Source organism: Pseudomonas sp. HP_01, assembly GCF_055284355.1.
In genome coordinates, this window is record NZ_JBTOPV010000036.1 from 14,469 (window position 1) to 32,629 (window position 18,161).

The window sequence follows — 18,161 nt, forward strand, 5'->3', positions numbered from 1 at the left end:
CTCCCGCTACCCCTCTGGTTAACCTGCGCCTATCAAACAGGCTCGGGCAGAAGGAGTGCGCATGTTTCTCGACCACGCAGTGATAGCCGGCGTCATGACGGTGGGGCTGATGATGGTGATTTACTCGAGCGTCGGACTGTTCATCTGGAGAGACTCACCCCGGCGCGGCAGACGCTGAGTTTTCTATAAAAGAGCACGCAAGGCATTTTGGGCAACTTCGGTTGCCCATTTTTTTGCGTGCTGATTGCTGCGGCGCCAGCTGCCGGATCCGGAATAAAAATGCTCTGCCCGCGCCGTCTCCCTCAACTCGGATAAGTACACCCTGTAGGGGTCGGCTTGCTGGCGAACGCATTTGTTCAGACGCTGGATGGGCGACTGCCAGATCGGGTTCGCCAGCAAGCCGGCTCAGAACCGTGTCAGCCGACGGTGATGGGCGGCAACTCGGCCAGGGTCACGGTCTGCAGCTTGCGTGGCGCGAGGATTTCGGCCTCGCCATCGACCACCAGTTCATCGTTCTGATTGAACACGCGGGTGGCGATGCGCACGCGGAATTTCGGCAGTTTCTCGAGGATTTCCAGGCGCACGGTCAAGGTGTCGCCGATCTTCACCGGCTTCTGGAAAGTCATTTGCTGACCCAGGTAAATCGTACCCGGGCCAGGCAGTTCACAGGCCACCGCCGCGCTGATCAATGCGCCGCTGAACATGCCGTGGGCGATGCGATCCTTGAACATGCTTTTGGCCGCGAACTCGGCGTCCAGGTGCACCGGGTTGCGGTCGCCGGACATTTCGGCAAACAGCTGGATGTGACGCTCTTCGACGGTTTGGCTGTAGCTGGCGGTCTGGCCGACTTCAAGGGCTTCGTACGGCGTGTTGGTGACTTGGGTCATGGGGTGTCCTGTGACAGTTGGGAAAGATGAACCACTGACGTCATTCGCTGCGGCGCGGCCTTGGCTGCTGCAGCGCCTGTTCAAGCCAGGCAAGCAGGTCACGGGTGACTTCTTCACGATTGATCTCCAGGAAAATCTCGTGACGCGCCTGCGGATAGACTTTCAGCGTAACAAACGGGTGGTCGGTGCCGCTCAGAGCGTCGGCCAGATGCGTGAGACGCTTGCCATCGCTCACCGGATCACATTCGCCCCCAATAATCAGGATCGGCAGTCCGGGATCGATCTGCGCCAGGTTCGAACGCTTGCTGATCTGCTGCAGGCCGCCGAGCAGGTCCAGCCACAACTGATTGGTGCAGCGAAAGCCACACAGCGGGTCGTTGCTGTACGCGTCAACCTCGACCGGGTCGCGGTTGAGCCAGTCATAGCAGGTGCGTACAGGCTTGAAGCGTTTGTTGAACGAGCCGAACGACAGGTGTTCGATCAACGCGCTGCGCCCCGTCGGCCCTTGCCGCCAGCGTTCAAAACGAGCAACCAGCGCCGCAGAGCGGTAGAACGTGACCGGATGGTAATTCGAGCCGCTGAGAATCGCCCCCTGCACACTGGCGCTGTGGTGCAGCAAATACCCTTGGGCGATGTAACTGCCCATGCTGTGACCGAGCAGGAAAACCGGCACGCCCGGATGGCGCACTGCAATCGACGCTTTGAGCGTGGCGAGGTCGCCCACCACTTTGTTCCAGCCTTCCTGATCGGCGTAATGACCCTGGGTGCCATGAGAGGCCGAATGGCCGTGGCCCCGTTGATCGGCGGCATACAGGGCGAAACCTGCCCGCATCAATGCCACGCCCAGTCTGTCATAGCGCCCGCCATGCTCAGCCATCCCGTGGGAAAGCATGACCACCGCCCGGGCGTTGCCCATCGGCCTCCAGGCACGCACATAGAGACGAGAGTGATCTTGAGCGTCCAGCCAAAAAGCTTCGTGTTCCATCGCGTTTTCCTGGCCCCTGTAAAAAGTTGTCTCAAAAAACGCAGTGGCGAGCGCTTTGCTTGAGTGTATAGCGGTAGCCGGATGGCAGGCTGGTTACCCGCAAGATTCACACCGGTGATGACGTGGCGACGACTATTTGCCTTCTATGCCATAGCTGCTAACGTCCGGCAAACGCCCGTTTAAATACCACGGGGCCAGTACACTCAGGTAAGAGGATAAAAACAACATGCAACCTGAATTCTGGAACGACAAGCGTCCCGCTGGCGTTCTTTCTGAGGTGGATCTTCAGGCGTACACATCGGTTGTCGAGGTGTTCGAGCGCAGTTGCCGCCAGTACGCCGATCGGCCGGCCTACAGCAACATGGGTGTCACCCTGAGCTACGCAGAGCTTGAGCGCCAATCGGCGGCGTTCGCCGGTTACCTGCAACAGCAGACTGACCTCAAACCCGGCGACCGCATCGCCGTGCAGATGCCCAACCTGATCCAGTACCCCATTGCCGTGTTCGGTGCCATGCGCGCCGGCCTGATCGTCGTCAACACCAACCCGCTGTACACCGCCCGGGAAATGCGCCATCAGTTCAAGGATTCCGGCGCGCGCGCACTGGTCTATCTCAACGTCTTCGGCAAGAACGTGCAGGAAGTGCTGCCGGACACCGACATCCAGTACCTTATCGAAGTGAAGATGGGCGACATGCAGTCGGCCGCCAAAGGCTGGCTGATCAACACTGTGGTCGAAAAGGTCAAGAAGCTGGTGCCGGCCTACCATCTGCCGCAGGCGATCCCGTTCAAACGTGCTCTAAAACTGGGCAAGGGCGATCGTCTGCAACGGGTGCCGTTGGCGCTGGACGACGTCGCTGTGCTGCAGTACACCGGCGGCACCACCGGTTCGCCGAAAGGCGCGATGCTGACCCATGGCAATCTGGTCGCCAACATGCAGCAGGTCTACGCCTGCATGCTCCAGCATGGGCCGGACGGGCTGCCGATCTTCAAGCAGGGCAGCGAGATCATGGTGGCGCCGCTGCCGCTTTATCACATCTATGCGTTCACCTGTAATTGCATGTGCATGATGGTCAGCGGCAATCACAACCTGCTGATCACCAACCCGCGGGACATCGGCGGCTTCATCAAAGAGCTGAAGAAGTGGAAGTTCTCGGCAATGATCGGGCTCAACACGCTGTTCGTGGCGCTGATGGACCATCCCGAATTCAAGAACCTCGATTTTTCAACGTTGCGCCTGACCAACTCCGGCGGCACCGCGCTGGTTAAAGCCACCGCCGAGCGCTGGCTGCAATTGACCGGCTGCTCGATCGTCGAGGGCTATGGCTTGACCGAAACCTCTCCCGTCGCCACCGCCAACCCCTATGGCACTCAGTCCAGGCTGGGCACGGTGGGCATGCCGGTGCCGGGCACCACGGCGAAGGTCATCAGCGACGAAGGGGTTGAGCTGCCCTTGGGTGAGCGCGGCGAGCTGTGCCTCAAGGGGCCGCAAATCATGCTCGGCTACTGGAACAAGCCAGAGGCCACCGCCGAGGTGCTGGACGGCGAAGGCTGGCTGAAAACCGGCGATGTCGCGGTGATCGACCCGGACGGGTTCATCCGCATCGTGGACCGCAAGAAAGACCTGATCATCGTCTCGGGCTTCAACGTCTACCCGAACGAGATCGAGGACGTGGTCTCGCGGCATCCGAAAGTGGCGAACTGTGCGGTGATCGGCGTTCCGGACGACCGATCGGGCGAAGCTGTGAAGCTGTTCGTAGTGCCGAGGGATGCAACCCTGACCAGCGAGGAGTTGAAGGCATACTGCAAGGAGAACTTCACCGGCTACAAGATTCCCAAGCAGATCGTGCTGCGTGAGTCGTTGCCGATGACGCCTGTGGGGAAAATCCTGCGGCGTGAGTTGCGGGATATCGCCTGATCCGGCATTGCCTGATCCCTGAGCTTTAGCCACAGCTTTTTACCTGGCAAAAACGGCGTGATGATCACGCCGTTTTTTTGCCCGGCAGTTTGTTGCGGGGGGTTATCGGATCGCGTAAATGAACATCACCACGTAGGAGATTTCCGACATTTAGGTTCATTGCTCTAAACGTGACCGTGAAATATTCAAGAGTCAGCTATGTGACTGGAGAGCCCGTTTTTGGCTCTAGGCGGCCCTTGGCAAAGCTGATACGCTCGCCCCGCTTTTTGTACCATCGGTCAACAAAAAGTGGTTACTACAAAATTCCAAACACAAGAAATCATCGCATTAAGCGGTGTGTAGAAACGCTGTTGCTGAGGAGTCGGCTTTTATGCTCGAAAACTTCTGGAAGGATAAATATCCGACAGGTATCGCTGCCGATATCGATCCGGATCAGTATCCGAACGTACAGGCCGTATTGAAACAGTCCTGCGAGCGTTTCGCCAACAAACCTGCGTTCAGCAACCTGGGCAAGACCCTCACCTACGGCGAAATGTACGCGCTGTCCGGTGCCTTCGCTGCGTATCTGCAACAGCACACCGACCTGCAACCGGGCGATCGCATCGCCGTGCAGCTGCCCAACGTGCTGCAGTACCCGGTCGCGGTGTTCGGCGCCATTCGTGCCGGACTCATCGTGGTCAACACCAACCCGCTGTACACCGCGCGGGAAATGGAACATCAATTCAACGACTCCGGCGCCAAGGCGCTTGTCTGCCTGGCGAACATGGCGCACCTGGCCGAGAAGGTCGTGCCCAAGACCGGCGTCAAGCACATCATCGTCACCGAAGTTGCCGACCTGCTGCCGCCGCTCAAGCGCCTGCTGGTCAACAGCGTCATCAAGTACGTGAAGAAGATGGTCCCGCCGTTCCATTTGCCCAAGGCGGTCAAATTCAACGACGTACTGGCCAAGGGGCACGGTCAGCCGGTGCAGGATGTGTCGCCGAACGGTGACGACGTCGCGGTGCTGCAATACACCGGCGGCACCACCGGCGTGGCCAAGGGCGCGATGCTCACCCACCGCAACCTGATAGCCAATATGCTGCAGTGCCGGGCGCTGATGGCGGCCAACCTCAATGAAGGCACGGAGATTCTGATCACGCCGCTGCCGCTTTACCACATCTACGCGTTCACCTTTCACTGCATGGCCATGATGCTGAGCGGCAACCATAACGTGCTGATCAGCAACCCCCGTGATTTGTCGGCGATGGTAAAAGAGCTGTCGAAGTGGAAGTTTTCCGGCTTCGTCGGGCTCAATACGCTATTCGTGGCGCTGTGCAACAACGCTGACTTCCGTAACCTCGATTTCTCCTCGCTGAAACTCACCCTCTCGGGCGGCATGGCCCTGCAAACCGCGGCGGCCGAGCGCTGGAAAGAAGTCACCGGCTGTTCGATCTGCGAAGGTTATGGCATGACCGAAACCAGCCCTGTGGCCTCTGTTAACCCTTTTCAGAAGATCCAGATGGGCACCATCGGCATTCCCGTGCCCTCGACCCTGTGCAAGACCATCAACGATGCGGGCGAAGAGCTGCCGTTGGGCGAAGTGGGCGAGTTGTGCATCAAGGGCCCGCAGGTGATGAAGGGCTACTGGCATAACCAGGCCGCCACCGACGAGATGCTCGATGCCGACGGTTGGTTGAAGACCGGCGACATCGCAATCATCCAGCCGGATGGCTACATGCGCATCGTTGATCGCAAGAAGGACATGATTCTGGTCTCCGGCTTCAACGTGTACCCGAACGAACTGGAAGACGTGCTGGCGACCCTGCCGGGCGTCCTGCAGTGCGCGGCCATCGGTATCCCGGACGAGAAATCCGGCGAGGCGATCAAGCTGTTCGTGGTGTGCAAGCCGGGCACGACCCTGAGCAAGGATCAAGTCATGCAGCACATGCGCGCTAACGTCACGGCTTATAAAGTGCCGCGCAGCGTGGAATTCCGCGACGCCCTGCCGACCACCAACGTTGGCAAGATCCTGCGCCGCGAACTGCGCGACGAAGAATTGAAAAGACTGGCACTGAAAAAGCCCGCCTGAGTCAGCCCTGACCACCACAGACCCCGGCAGCGTGGTCGGCCTAGCGGCCTCGGGTTTCGCCTTCGGCGAGTTACTTGATAAAGCCCCAAGTAACCAAGGGCTTTTGCTCCTGGTTGGGCCCCGACTTCGTCGGGGTTCCTTCACTCCGGTCCCGCTCCGTGGGCCCGCGCCGAACGGACATCCATGTCCTGACGGCGCTCTCGCCGCATCCATGCGGCTCGGCCCACTCCGCGAAACCTGCGTTCAGCCTGCACCCAAGTCGCGTTTGGCAGTGACTGGACTTTTTGCGTCCGAAGATCAAAAGCAGATCACAAGCTTCCCGGCTAAAGCCGGTCCCACAGACCTACTGCGCACCCACTGTAGGATCGGCTTCAGCCGGGAAGAGGCTGGTGTGATCGCCACATATTTTACTGGATGCACGCCCTGCTTTTAGTGGGACCGGCTTCAGCCGGGAATAGGCCCGCATGGCCGCCATTAATTTTTTGGCATAAACCCTCCATGCGGGAGCCGTCACGACCTCGTGGGAGCGACCGGGGTGGCGCTCCACATTGCGCGCGAGGACTTACACCCTGCCCGTGAATGCCTTTGCGCCACAGACCTGCCTCCACCCCACCAAATCTGCGACAATCCGCGCCCTGCATTCAGATAGAAAGATTCCGCGCCCTGATGACCGACGATTCGACCTCCATCGACCAACTCTTCAAGAACCTCGACCACGCGATGATCAGCGATCGTCATCGCTTGCGCCGGCAATTGCATGAGCTGCGCAAGAAACCGGACGAGACGAAGCTGGCGCAGTGGGTCGAGCGCGTGCAGGCATCGTGCGCCCGTGTGGTGAGTCGCGCGCAAAGCGTGCCCGCCATGCGCTACGACGAAAACCTGCCCATCGCCGCCAAGCGCGACGAGATCAAGAAGGCGCTGCTGGAACATCAGGTGTTGATCATCGCCGGCGAAACCGGCTCGGGCAAAACCACTCAGTTGCCGAAAATCTGCCTGGAAATCGGTCGCGGGCAGCACGGACTGATCGGCCACACCCAGCCACGTCGAATCGCAGCACGCAGCGTCGGCAGCCGGGTCGCCGAAGAAATCGGCACGCCGCTGGGCGGGCTGGTGGGGTACCAGGTGCGCTTCGAAGACCAGAGCGACGAAAACACCCTGATCAAGCTGATGACCGACGGCATCCTGCTCGCCGAAACCCAGCACGACCGCTTTCTTGAGCGCTACGACACGATCATCGTCGACGAAGCCCACGAACGCAGCCTGAACATCGACTTCCTCCTCGGCTACCTGAAAACCCTGCTGCCCCGTCGCCCGGACCTGAAGGTCATCATCACCTCGGCGACCATCGACCTCGAACGTTTCTCGGAGCATTTCGACAAGGCGCCGGTCATCGAAGTCTCGGGCCGCACTTTCCCGGTGGAGACGTGGTACCGGCCGATGACCGCCCAGCAGGACGAAGAGGGCAACAGCATCGAGGAAGACCTGACCGTCGATCAGGCGATTCTCGCCACGCTGGACGAGCTGGCCGCCTTCGAACGCAGCGAGCGCAAGTCCCCCGGCGATGTGCTGGTGTTTCTGCCCGGCGAGCGAGAGATTCGTGACGCCGCTGAAATGCTGCGCAAGGCGCAACTCAAGCACACCGAAATCCTGCCGCTGTATGCGCGCCTGTCGCCGGCCGAACAGCAGCGAATTTTCCAGTCGCACCCGGGCCGTCGTGTGGTGCTGGCGACCAACGTTGCCGAAACCTCGCTGACCGTGCCGGGCATTCGCTACGTCATCGACACCGGCACGGCGCGCATCAGCCGCTACAGCTACCGCGCCAAAGTGCAGCGTCTGCCCATCGAAGCGATTTCCCAGGCCAGCGCCAACCAGCGCAAGGGCCGTTGCGGCCGGGTCGAGCCGGGCCTGTGCGTGCGGCTGTACAGCGAAGAAGATTTCCTCTCGCGGCCTGAATTCACCGATCCAGAAATTCTGCGCACCAACCTCGCGGCGGTCATCCTGCAGATGCTCCACCTGCGACTGGGCCAGATCACCGATTTCCCGTTCATCGAGCCGCCGGACGGCAAGGCGATCAGCGACGGCTTCAACCTGTTGCAGGAGCTGTCAGCGGTCGATCGCGAGAACAACCTGACGCCGATGGGTCGTCAACTGGCGCGCCTGCCGGTGGACCCGCGCATGGGCCGCATGTTGCTCGAAGCGGCGAAGCAGGGCAGCTTGCAGGAAGTACTGATCGTTGCCAGCGCGATGTCGATTCAGGACCCCCGCGAGCGTCCGCCGGAGCGTCAGCAGGCCGCCGACCAAGCCCACGCCCAGTGGAAGGATCAGGACTCCGACTTTGCCGGGCTGGTCAATCTGTGGCGCGGTTTCGAAGAGCAGCGCCAGGCCCTGACCGCCAGTCCGCTGCGTAATTGGTGCCGTCGTAATTTCCTCAATTACCTGCGTCTGCGGGAATGGCGTGACTCCCATCGTCAACTGAGTTTGATCTGCCGCGACCTGCAACTGACGGTCAACAAAGAGCCGGCCGATTTCCCGAAATTTCACAAGGCGGTGCTCTCGGGCCTGCTCAGCCAGATCGGTCAGAAGACCGAAGACGGCGACTACCTGGGCGCGCGTCAGCGGCGGTTCTGGGTGCATCCGTCATCGGGCCTGGGCCGCAAGCGTCCGCAATGGATCATGGCCGCCGAGCTGGTGGAAACCACCAAGCTGTATGCGCGCATGGTGGCGAAAATCGAGCCGGACTGGATCGAACCCCTTGCCGGGCACTTGATCAAGAAAAACCACTTCGAACCCCATTGGGAGAAGAAGCGCGGCCAAGTCGTTGCCTTCGAGCAGATCACCCTGTTCGGCCTTATCGTCGTTGGGCGTCGTCCGGTGCATTTCGGGCCGATCGATCCGGCGGTGTCCCGCGAGTTCTTCATCCGCGAAGGGCTGGTGCGCGGTGAAATCCAGTCCCGAGCCAAATGCCTCTCAGCCAATGCCAAATTGCTGGAGCAGCTCGACGAACTGGAAGCCAAGGCGCGTCGGCGCGACATTCTGGCCGACGAAGAAACGCTGTACCGCTACTACGACGAACGCTTGCCGGCGGAGATTCACCAGACCGCGACGTTCGACGCCTGGTACCGGATGGAGAGCCAGAAGAACCCGCAGCTGCTGATCATGCGCGAGGAAGATGTGCTCGCCCGAGAGGCCAGCGAGGTCACCGCCAATCAGTACCCGGACACCTTGAGAATTGGCGAACTGACCTTATCGCTGACTTATCACTTCGAACCGAACCATCCGCGCGACGGCGTGACCCTGCGGGTGCCGGCGCCGCTGTTGCTGTCGTTGCCGGCCGAGCGCCTGGAATGGCTGGTGCCAGGGCTGCTGGAAACCAAATGCGTGGCGCTGGTGCGCAATCTGCCCAAGGCGCTGCGCAAGAATTTCGTGCCGGTGCCGGACTTTGTCAAAGCCGCCTTGCAGCGGATGGTCTTCGCCGAAGGCTCGTTGCCTCAGGCACTGGGCCGCGAGTTGTTGCGCATGACCGGCGTGCGGGTGACCGACGAAGCCTGGGCCGAAGCGGCGCAACAGGTGGAAAGTCACCTGAAAATGAACCTTGAAGTGGTCGATGCCAACGGCAAGTTCCTCGGCGAAGGCCGTGAGCTGGATGAGCTGACCGCGCGGTTCGCCGAGGCCGGTCAGGCTGCATTGGCGGTGCCCCAATCGGCGAAAGGCCAGCAGCCGGTCGAGGCCAAGGGCTTTGCCGCGGTGGCCGAAAAGACTCAGCAGAAGATCGCCGGGCTGTCGATGACGGTGTATCCGGCGCTGGTGGAAGAGGGCGGTGCGGTCAAGGAAGGGCGCTTCTCGACCCAGGCCGAGGCCGAATATCAGCACCGTCGAGCGCTGCAACGGCTGTTGTTGCAGCAACTGGCCGAGCCGACCAAGTTCCTGCGCAGCAAGCTGCCCGGCCAGACCGAGCTGGCGTTGCTGTACCGCGACCTGGGTCGGGTCGATGCGCTGATCGAAGACATCCTGCTGGCGAGCCTCGACAGCTGCATCCTTGAGGGTGAAGCAACGTTGCCCCGAGACGGCGCCGGCCTGTTGTCCCTGGCCGAGCGCAAGCGTGGCGGTCTGACCGAACATGCGGAGCGGCTGGCAAGGCTGACGCTTGAGATTCTCAAGCTGTGGCATGGCCTGCAAAAGCGCTTCAAGGGCAAGATCGATCTGGCCCAGGCCGTGGCGCTCAACGACATCAAAGGCCAGCTGAGCAAGCTGGTCTACCCCGGTTTCGTCCGCGAGACGCCGGCGGTGTGGCTCAAGGAACTGCCGCGTTACCTCAAGGCCGTCGAACTCCGTCTTGAGAAGCTCGGCAGCCAGGCACAGAAGGACCGGGTCTGGAGTATCGAGCTGGGCAATCTGTGGGCGCAGTACCAGACCCGCGCCGACAAACATGCTCAGGAAGGCAAGCGCGATCCGGAACTGGTGGTGTATCGCTGGTGGATGGAGGAATACCGCGTCTCGCTGTTCGCGCAGCAGCTGGGGACGAAAGTGCCGATCTCTGACAAGCGCCTGAACAAGCAATGGACCCAGGTCGAGGGGTGATGCCTTAACGGTCCTGCATTCAGCGCAAATCCTTGTCTTGATCGGGATCTATTGTAGGAGCGCGCTTGCCCGCGAATCGCGGTGTGTCAGGCGACTCATATGCCACCGACAGACCCCATTCGCGGGCAAGCGCGCTCCTACAGTGGATCTCCAGCATCCAACCGAATATCGGAGCGGCCTGTGGGGCAGGGATGACTGCCCCGTTCGTGTCACCCGATAGCGCGAAATGGCGGCCGTTATGGCAAACTTCGCGGCTAAACTTCACAGCGTCATAAATATCCGTCGTCCGCCAAGCGGGTTGCTGCATCGTTGCATTGGGACCTTCGTTCCAGATCGCTAACGCCCTTGCTTGTGCTGGCTGTTCAGCTGCTGCCGTCAATGAGCTGCTTTTATCTCGAGAGGAACGACCGTGTACGAAGTCGTGATCAGTGGCACCGGGCTTTTCACCCCCGCCAACAGTATTTCCAACGATGAGCTGGTGCAGTCTTTCAACACCTACGTTGCCCAGTTCAACGCCGAAAATGCCGCCGCGATCGAAGCGGGAGAGGTTCAGGCACTGACGGAATCCAACGCGGCGTTCATCGAAAAAGCCAGCGGCATCAAAAGCCGTTACGTGATGGACAAGGACGGCATTCTCGACCCCCAGCGCATGAAGCCTCGCCTGCCCGAGCGCTCCAATGACGAGTGGTCGATCCTCTGCGAGATGGGCGTTGCTGCCGCCAAACAGGCCCTGCAGCGTGCCGGCAAGACCGCGGCCGACATCGACGGTGTGATCGTCGCCTGCTCCAACCTGCAACGCGCGTACCCGGCGATTTCCATCGAAATCCAGGCGGCACTGGGCGTTCAGGGCTTCGGCTTTGACATGAACGTGGCGTGCTCATCGGCCACGTTCGGCATTCAGACGGCGTGCAACAGCGTCAAGCTGGGGCAGGCCCGCGCGCTGTTGGTCATCAGCCCGGAGATCTGTACCGCTCACCTTAACTTCCGCGACCGTGACAGCCACTTCATCTTCGGTGATGCGGCCACGGCGGTGGTGGTGGAACGTGCTGACCTGGCAACCTCACCGCACCAGTTCGATATCGTCGGCACCAAGCTGCTGACCACGTTCTCCAATAACATCCGCAACAACTTCGGTTTCCTCAATCGCACGGCGGAAGAGGGCGAAGGCAAGTCGGACAAGCTGTTCGTGCAGGAAGGCCGCAAGGTGTTCCGCGACGTCTGCCCGATGGTCGCCGAACTGGTGGCTGCACACCTGGACGAGAACCAGCTGAATATCGGCGACGTGCAACGGTTCTGGCTGCATCAGGCCAACCTGAGCATGAACCACCTGATCGTGAAAAAACTGCTGGGCCGTGACGCATCGGTCGAAGAAGCCCCGGTGATCCTCGACCGCTACGCCAACACCAGCTCCGCAGGTTCGGTGATCGCGTTTCATGAGTACCAGGACGACCTGCCAAGCGGCGCGCTGGGTGTGCTCAGCTCGTTCGGCGCCGGGTATTCCATCGGTAGCGTGATCTTGCGCAAGAAATAACGCTCGCGGAATGACCGCGGTTGATGACGTAGGAGCGTGGCTTGTCCCGCGATCTGGCGCGCAGCGGCAGCAACACCATGAATGCGGTGTGTCAGCAAGAATGGCGTGCCGAGGTTTAACGACTGCTGCGCAGCCGATCGCGGGACAAGCCACGCTCCTACAGAGTTCGGCGTATGGAATCGCAACAAAAAAGCCCGGCGCTGCTCTGTCGGAACGGATGAGGGGGATCCGACAGGGCAACGGCGGGCTTGAGTTTTTTAGCAGCTCAAACGGCAGCAGCACGCCGCTTGAGGCTTTTAGCTTTTAACGTGTCGCTTCCAGCTTGCAGCTCGCTTTCTTAGAACTTCGCCAGCACGTCCAGTTGCAGCGTGTTGGCATCCTGATCACGTGGCAGCGCAGAGGTCGCGAAGTCCGCTTTGGTCAGGAAGTACGTCGCGCCGACCGCGAAGTTCTTGTCGATGTCGTAGGAAACGCTCAGCTTGTGACCGCGCGAACCGGTGGTGCCGTTGGCGAAATCGGAGTCGGTGAAAGCACCCACCACAGCGTTGCGCTGCGTATCGCGGTAGTTGTAGTCCAGACCGAACCCGAACACCTTGGTTTTCACACCCGCCAGCCAGGCCGTGTCTTCGTCGCTGTTGGTGGCGCTGTTGACCACGTACTGACCGTACAGGCCGACCGGTACGACAAAGCCGGTCAGGTCCAGTTGACCGAAGCCTTCATACAGGCGGAAGTCGGTGGTGTTGTTGCCGTTGATGCTCAAGCCACAGAACGTGGTGCTGGTGCTGGCAGCGGCCGGATTACAGTCGTTGGAGTTTTCGTAGTTGTAGACCGAACCGCCGACCGTCATCTTCACGTTGTCAGTGATGGCGATCCGCGTGCCCAACTGAGCCGCGTTCAGGCGCAAGTCGTTCTTGAACTGCGTCCCTTCACCGCTGATGTTGTCCTTGAGGGTGTAAGTACCGGCGCTGCCGAACAGCTCGAAGCCCTTGTTGATCGGCAGGCTGTAAGTGGCAGCCAGACCTTCAGGGTTGATGTCGTTGTCCCAGATCACGTCGCCTTCGCTGACCCATGGCTGAGCCATCTTGCCGGCGATGACGTGCAGGTTCTGGATGGCAGTCGGGTGGTAGTCGATGAAGCCTTGATCCAGCCACAGGTCTTTCTTGGTGAAGTAGTCGTTCTGGTCAACGTTGGTCGAGTTGGCCTTGTTATCGCCACCGGTGGCGATGCGGATACCGGTGCTGACCTGCGGGTTGATCTCGCTGTAGGCGCCGAGACGCACACGGATACGCTGACGGTTTTTGTCCTGGCTGTTGTTCTGGTCGTCGATCTTGACCGTCTCCTGCCGAACGCGAACGTCGCCTTTGAATTGAGTCTTTGCTGCCCAGGCCACTTTCTGTTCGAAGGCAGACAATTCGGAGGACTTGGCAGTGGTAGCGGCGGCGATCTGGTCGGACGTGGCTTTCTGGGCCTGTTGCTGAGCCAGCTGGTCTTTGGTCAGCTCGGTTTGCAGTTCGGCGTATTGGGCAGGTGAAATCGAGCCGTTGGCCTTGAGCATGTCGAGCAGTTTTGCGTCGACTGCGGCACTGGCCGGAACGCTCATGGCCAGCAGCACACCACCACACAGGGCTGCCGCAGTTTTCGTGTAAGCAAGACGCATATCAATCTCCGTAATCGAGAAGGGATGACCGAATCATCCGGGGATCAACCGACCAAAGGCGGGCGGGGAAAAGTCCGAATCCTTAGAACCTATGGCTCTAAAAACAGGCGCCAGTATTGCCAGCGTTTATGACGAAAGAGCGGCGAAGTGATGTCATGTCGATGACATGTGAAAATTTCGTTGGACCTGCGGGCTAGAGCGGCGGCGTGCGTAAATTCATGTGCAGCACTTATGAATAGGTGATACTTCGCAACACGTTGGCGTGACCTGGAGTGGCGAGATGTCGTTACACCGTTTGGATAAGTTGTCGGACCTTGCACCTGAACAGTGGGACGCCCTGATACCTGGCGACTCGCCCTTTCTGCGCCATGGCTTTCTCAGTTCGCTGGAAGACAGCGGCAGCCTCGGGCCGCGTTCCGGCTGGCGCGCCGAGCACTTGCTGCACTACGAGGGTGAGCGACTCATCGCTGCTCTGCCGGCGTACCGCAAGTGGCACTCCTACGGCGAATACGTCTTCGATCACGCCTGGGCGGACGCCTGCCGTCGTGCCGGTCTGGCCTATTACCCCAAGCTGCTGGTGGCCGTGCCGTTCAGCCCGGTGAGCGGGCCGCGCTTGTTGGCGAAGACGCCCGAAGATGGCCGCGAACTGCTCGCCTGCCTGCCGGGCTATGCCCAGGGCGAGGAGCTGTCCAGCGTTCACGTCAACTTCACCGACCCGGTTGCCGACGCCTTGCTTGCCGAACAACCCGGCTGGCTGCAGCGCATCGGCTGTCAGTACCACTGGCAGAACCGCGGCTATCGGGATTTTCAGGATTTCCTCGACGCCTTGAGCTCACGCAAGCGCAAGCAGATGCGTAAAGAGCGCGAGCAAGTGGCAGGGCAGGGCTTTGATTTCGACTGGCTCGAAGGGCACGAGCTGAGCGAGGCGCATTGGGATTTCGTCTACGCCTGCTATTCCAATACCTATGAAGTGCGCGGGCAAACGCCCTACCTCACGCGGGAGTTCTTCAGCCTGGTCGCCGAGCGCATGCCCGAGGCGATTCGCGTGGTGCTGGCGCGACAGGGCTCACGCCCGGTGGCCATGGCGTTCAGCCTGATCGGCGGCGACAGCTTTTACGGCCGCTACTGGGGCTGCCTGGCCGAGTTCGACCGGCTGCACTTCGAGACCTGTTTCTATCAGGGCATGGATTACGCGATCGCCCACGGCTTCAAGCGCTTCGACGCCGGCGCCCAAGGGGAGCACAAGTTGATACGCGGCTTCGAGCCGGTCATCACCCACTCGTGGCACTACCTGGCGCACCCGGGATTGCGAGAAGCGGTAGCGGATTTTCTGACCCAGGAACGGGCGGGGATTCTGGCCTACGCCGAAGAAGCGCGCGGGGCGTTGCCGTATCGGCAAGCCGAGTAGATTCAGCGGGCGGCGAATCCACCTACCGATCTGAATCCAACACAGGTGCGAGGTTTTGACCGGGATCAACTGTAGGAGCGCGCTTGCCCGCGATTGCGGTGGGTCAGCTGAATACCCGGTGGCTGACACACTGCGTTCGCGGGCAAGCGCGCTCCTACAAGGATTTGTGTGGTTTATACATGCGGCGACCGTTCAGGAAATGCTGGCGAAGGCGATTGTTCAGCCACCTCAGTGGCGAATGACAGATCGGGTTCGCCAGCAAGCCAGCTCCTACGGTTCGCGCGGTGTCTTGATCAATCGACTCCTACAAACCCGCCGGTCTGATGCGCCCACAACCGCGCGTACAACCCTTTGTGGGCCAGCAGCTCGGCATGGGTTCCGCTTTCAGCGATCACGCCGTTTTCCAGCACGATAAGGCGATCCATCCGCGCGATGGTCGACAGCCGGTGAGCGATCGCGATCACCGTCTTGCCCTGCATCAGGGTTTCCAGGCTCTCCTGAATCGCCGCTTCCACTTCCGAGTCCAGCGCTGAGGTTGCTTCGTCCATGATCAGGATCGGCGCGTCCTTGAGCAGCACGCGGGTGATGGCGATGCGCTGACGCTGACCGCCGGACAGCTTCACGCCGCGCTCGCCAACATGTGCGTCCAGCCCGGTGCGGCCTTCGGAATCCGTTAGCAGCGGAATGAACTCGTCGGCGCGGGCCTTGCGCATGGCTTCCCACAATTCAGCGTCGGTCGCATCGGGTTTGCCATAAAGCAGGTTGTCGCGGATCGAGCGGTGCAACAGCGACGTGTCCTGGGTGATCATGCCAATGTGTGAGCGCAGGCTTTCCTGAGCGACGTGGGAAATGTCCTGATCGTCGATCAGGATTCGCCCGCCCTGTACGTCATACAGACGCAGCAGCAGATTCACCAGGGTCGATTTACCGGCGCCCGACGGCCCGATCAAACCGATTTTCTCGCCCGGTTTTATGTCGAGATTCAGGCCATGAATCACGCCCTTGCCCTTGCCGTACTGGAAATTGAGGTCCTGGAATTTCACTTCGCCACGGCTGACGGCCAGCTTCGGCGCCGCGTCCCGATCGGTAATGCCCACTGGCTGCGCGATGCTCTGCAGACCGTCCTGAACCATGCCGATGTTTTCGAAAATGCCGTTGACCACCCACATGATCCAGCCGGACATGTTGACGATCCGAATCGCCAGACCGGTCGCCAGCGCAATCGCGCCCACGGAAATCAAAGACTGGGTCCACAACCACAAGGCCAGGCCCGTGGTGGTGACAATCAGAATGCCGTTGAGCGTGGTGATCACGGTGTCCATTTCGGTGATCACGCGGCCTGCCAGCTGGGTTTTCTCGGTCTGTTCGCTGATCGCTTCGCGGGCGTACTGCTGCTCCGAATTGGTGTGGGCGAACAACTTGAGCGTCGCGATGTTGGTGTAGCCATCGACGATGCGGCCCATCAGTTTCGAACGCGCGTCTGAAGAAATGACCGACCGAGCCTTCACCCGCGGCACGAAGTACCACAGCGCCAGAATGAACGCGATGATCCAGCTCAGCAGCGGAATCATCAGGCGCCAGTCAGCCTCGGCAAACAGCACCAGCGCGCTGATCGAATAGATCAGCACGTGCCACAACGCGTCCACCGACTGCACCGCCGAGTCGCGCAGCGCGTTGCCGGTCTGGACGATGCGTTGGGCGATGCGCCCGGCGAAGTCGTTCTGGAAGAAATTCAGGCTCTGCTTGAGCACGTAACTGTGGTTCTGCCAGTTGATCATGCTGGTCATGCCGGGGCTGATGGTCTGATGCACCAGCAGGTCATGCAGGGCAACAAAGATAGGCCGCAGCACCAGCGCGACGACGACCATCCACGTCAGCTCGAACGCATGTTCGCGGAAGAAATTCGGGTTGGGCGTGCCCTGGGCAAGGTCGATGATGCGGCTCAGGTAGCTGAACAGCGAGACTTCGATCAGCGCGCCGATCAGTCCGACCACCAGCAGCGCGGCAAAGCTGGGCCACACCTGACGCAGGTAATACAGATAGAACGAGGCGACGGTGTTGGGCGGGGCGGCGGTGGGGGCTTCGCGGAATATATCGATCAGCTGTTCGAAACGGCGATAGAGCATTGGCAATGACGCCCACGCTTGAGCGGGCTCTCCTTTGGATGGGGATTGGATACAGCGGCTTGAGAGCAGCTCGGGATAGTCATCCGATCAGACCACATGGAAACGCGATTGCTCACGCTGAATCAAGGGGCCCGGTCCTTAAAATGCAAAAGCCGGGCAGGCGCCCGGCTTTTAGGCTTGCGGCAAGCTTAGTTCACGCGCTTGGCCGTCTTGATCAGGATCGGGTCAAGCGGCACGTTCTGCATTCCGCCCTTGTTGCCGGCCTGCGCATTGACGATCTGGTCAACGACGTCCATGCCCTTGACGACTTTGCCGAACACCGCGTAGCCGTAGTCACGGGCGCCGTGGTCGAGCATCGCGTTGTCCTTCACGTTGATGAAGAACTGGCTGGTGGCCGAATTCACGTCCGCGGTCCGTGCCATGGCGACAGTGCCGCGCACGTTGTGCAGGCCGTTATCGGCTTCGTTCTTGATCGGGTCGTTGGTGGGCTTCTGTTGCATCTGCGCGGTGAAGCCGCCGCCCTGAGCCATAAAGCCCGGGATGACGCGGTGGAAAATGGTGTTGTTGTAGAAGTTGCTGTCGACGTACTTGAGGAAGTTCTGGGTGCTGACGGGCGCCTTGTCCTGGTTCAGCTCGATTTCCACATCGCCGAAGCTGGTGTTCAGCACAACGTGAGGCGCCGGAGCGGCCATCAAATGACCGGCGAACAACACGGCAGCGGCGGAGAGGGCGATTTTCTTCAGCATGGGCAGAGTCCTGAAATTGATGTCGACTGCGAAAAAACAGGACGTAAGGGAAGCACGTTTGCGGGAATTTGGACAGTGGGGGCGTGGCGTTCCTCGTTTTACTGGGACCGGCTTCCGCCATCCCAGTGATTGCACGCATTGTTCTTGTAGGACCGGCTTCAGCCGGGAAGAGGCCGGATGGAGCACCATCAAATTTGCGGTGTGATGCCCGACGCTTTCCCGGCTAAAGCCAGTCCTACAGGGTAATGCGGTGGATTCGC

The 18,161-nt window shown here is 60.4% G+C and carries 11 protein-coding genes; 6 read left to right on the plus strand and 5 right to left on the minus strand.

Features of this window, described 5'->3' with window-relative positions:
- Nucleotides 1–61 precede the first annotated feature (61 nt).
- The gene (gene ccoM, locus ACYAR8_RS18865) at nucleotides 62–178 is read left to right on the plus strand and encodes a cytochrome c oxidase subunit CcoM (protein ID WP_281248193.1); all 117 of its coding nucleotides are present in this window, start codon (nucleotides 62–64) and stop codon (nucleotides 176–178) included.
- Nucleotides 179–416: 238 nt separating this feature from the next.
- Here the strand turns inward: ccoM and ACYAR8_RS18870 are convergent, their stop codons facing one another.
- Both ACYAR8_RS18870 and ACYAR8_RS18875 read right to left on the minus strand, forming a co-directional pair.
- Nucleotides 417–887 carry a MaoC family dehydratase gene (locus ACYAR8_RS18870; protein ID WP_074891661.1) on the minus strand — a complete coding sequence of 157 codons (471 nt, stop codon included), beginning with the start codon at nucleotides 885–887 and terminating at the stop codon, nucleotides 417–419.
- A gap of 40 nt (nucleotides 888–927) precedes the next feature.
- Nucleotides 928–1,872, minus strand: a complete 945-nt coding sequence (locus ACYAR8_RS18875; RefSeq protein ID WP_463580729.1) for a lysophospholipase — start codon at nucleotides 1,870–1,872, stop codon at nucleotides 928–930.
- A 226-nt stretch (nucleotides 1,873–2,098) separates the two neighbouring features.
- Here ACYAR8_RS18875 and fadD2 point away from each other — a divergent pair, with 226 nt between their 5' ends.
- The 4 genes from fadD2 (at nucleotide 2,099) to ACYAR8_RS18895 (ending at nucleotide 11,964) form a co-directional block, all read left to right on the plus strand.
- Entirely contained in the window at nucleotides 2,099–3,787 is a 1,689-nt protein-coding gene (gene fadD2 / locus ACYAR8_RS18880; RefSeq protein WP_463580730.1) for a long-chain-fatty-acid--CoA ligase FadD2, read from the plus strand.
- Nucleotides 3,788–4,157: 370 nt separating this feature from the next.
- Nucleotides 4,158–5,855: a long-chain-fatty-acid--CoA ligase FadD1 gene (gene fadD1, locus ACYAR8_RS18885; protein ID WP_463580731.1), complete on the plus strand. Its 1,698-nt coding sequence runs from the start codon at nucleotides 4,158–4,160 to the stop codon at nucleotides 5,853–5,855.
- Nucleotides 5,856–6,521: 666 nt separating this feature from the next.
- Nucleotides 6,522–10,433 carry an ATP-dependent RNA helicase HrpA gene (gene hrpA, locus ACYAR8_RS18890; protein WP_463580732.1) on the plus strand — a complete coding sequence of 1,304 codons (3,912 nt, stop codon included), beginning with the start codon at nucleotides 6,522–6,524 and terminating at the stop codon, nucleotides 10,431–10,433.
- A 409-nt stretch (nucleotides 10,434–10,842) separates the two neighbouring features.
- Nucleotides 10,843–11,964 (plus strand): beta-ketoacyl-ACP synthase III, encoded by a 1,122-nt coding sequence (locus ACYAR8_RS18895; RefSeq protein ID WP_108120570.1) that lies wholly within the window; start codon nucleotides 10,843–10,845, stop codon nucleotides 11,962–11,964.
- A 337-nt stretch (nucleotides 11,965–12,301) separates the two neighbouring features.
- Here the strand turns inward: ACYAR8_RS18895 and ACYAR8_RS18900 are convergent, their stop codons facing one another.
- Complete coding sequence (locus ACYAR8_RS18900) at nucleotides 12,302–13,621, minus strand: putative porin (protein ID WP_463580733.1); 1,320 nt, start codon at nucleotides 13,619–13,621, stop codon at nucleotides 12,302–12,304.
- Nucleotides 13,622–13,901: 280 nt separating this feature from the next.
- Here ACYAR8_RS18900 and ACYAR8_RS18905 point away from each other — a divergent pair, with 280 nt between their 5' ends.
- A complete protein-coding gene (locus tag ACYAR8_RS18905) occupies nucleotides 13,902–15,029 on the plus strand; it encodes a GNAT family N-acetyltransferase (protein ID WP_074891676.1) in 1,128 nt (375 codons plus the stop codon).
- A 293-nt stretch (nucleotides 15,030–15,322) separates the two neighbouring features.
- Here ACYAR8_RS18905 and ACYAR8_RS18910 read toward each other — a convergent pair whose 3' ends face one another.
- Nucleotides 15,323–17,155, minus strand: coding sequence for an ABC transporter ATP-binding protein (locus tag ACYAR8_RS18910; protein WP_463580734.1), 1,833 nt, complete (start codon nucleotides 17,153–17,155; stop codon nucleotides 15,323–15,325).
- 188 nt (nucleotides 17,156–17,343) lie between these two features.
- Entirely contained in the window at nucleotides 17,344–17,901 is a 558-nt protein-coding gene (locus ACYAR8_RS18915) for a peptidylprolyl isomerase (RefSeq protein ID WP_463580735.1), read from the minus strand.
- Nucleotides 17,902–18,161: the final 260 nt, after the last annotated feature.

Bases quoted from the DNA above. Each gene is read 5' to 3' on its own strand.
- ccoM (WP_281248193.1), top strand. From the start codon at position 62: ATGTTTCTCGACCACGCAGTGATAGCCGGCGTCATGACGGTGGGGCTG.
- ACYAR8_RS18870 (WP_074891661.1), bottom strand. From the start codon at position 887: ATGACCCAAGTCACCAACACGCCGTACGAAGCCCTTGAAGTCGGCCAG.
- ACYAR8_RS18875 (WP_463580729.1), bottom strand. From the start codon at position 1,872: ATGGAACACGAAGCTTTTTGGCTGGACGCTCAAGATCACTCTCGTCTC.
- fadD2 (WP_463580730.1), top strand. From the start codon at position 2,099: ATGCAACCTGAATTCTGGAACGACAAGCGTCCCGCTGGCGTTCTTTCT.
- fadD1 (WP_463580731.1), top strand. From the start codon at position 4,158: ATGCTCGAAAACTTCTGGAAGGATAAATATCCGACAGGTATCGCTGCC.
- hrpA (WP_463580732.1), top strand. From the start codon at position 6,522: ATGACCGACGATTCGACCTCCATCGACCAACTCTTCAAGAACCTCGAC.
- ACYAR8_RS18900 (WP_463580733.1), bottom strand. From the start codon at position 13,621: ATGCGTCTTGCTTACACGAAAACTGCGGCAGCCCTGTGTGGTGGTGTG.
- ACYAR8_RS18905 (WP_074891676.1), top strand. From the start codon at position 13,902: ATGTCGTTACACCGTTTGGATAAGTTGTCGGACCTTGCACCTGAACAG.
- ACYAR8_RS18910 (WP_463580734.1), bottom strand. From the start codon at position 17,155: ATGCTCTATCGCCGTTTCGAACAGCTGATCGATATATTCCGCGAAGCC.
- ACYAR8_RS18915 (WP_463580735.1), bottom strand. From the start codon at position 17,901: ATGCTGAAGAAAATCGCCCTCTCCGCCGCTGCCGTGTTGTTCGCCGGT.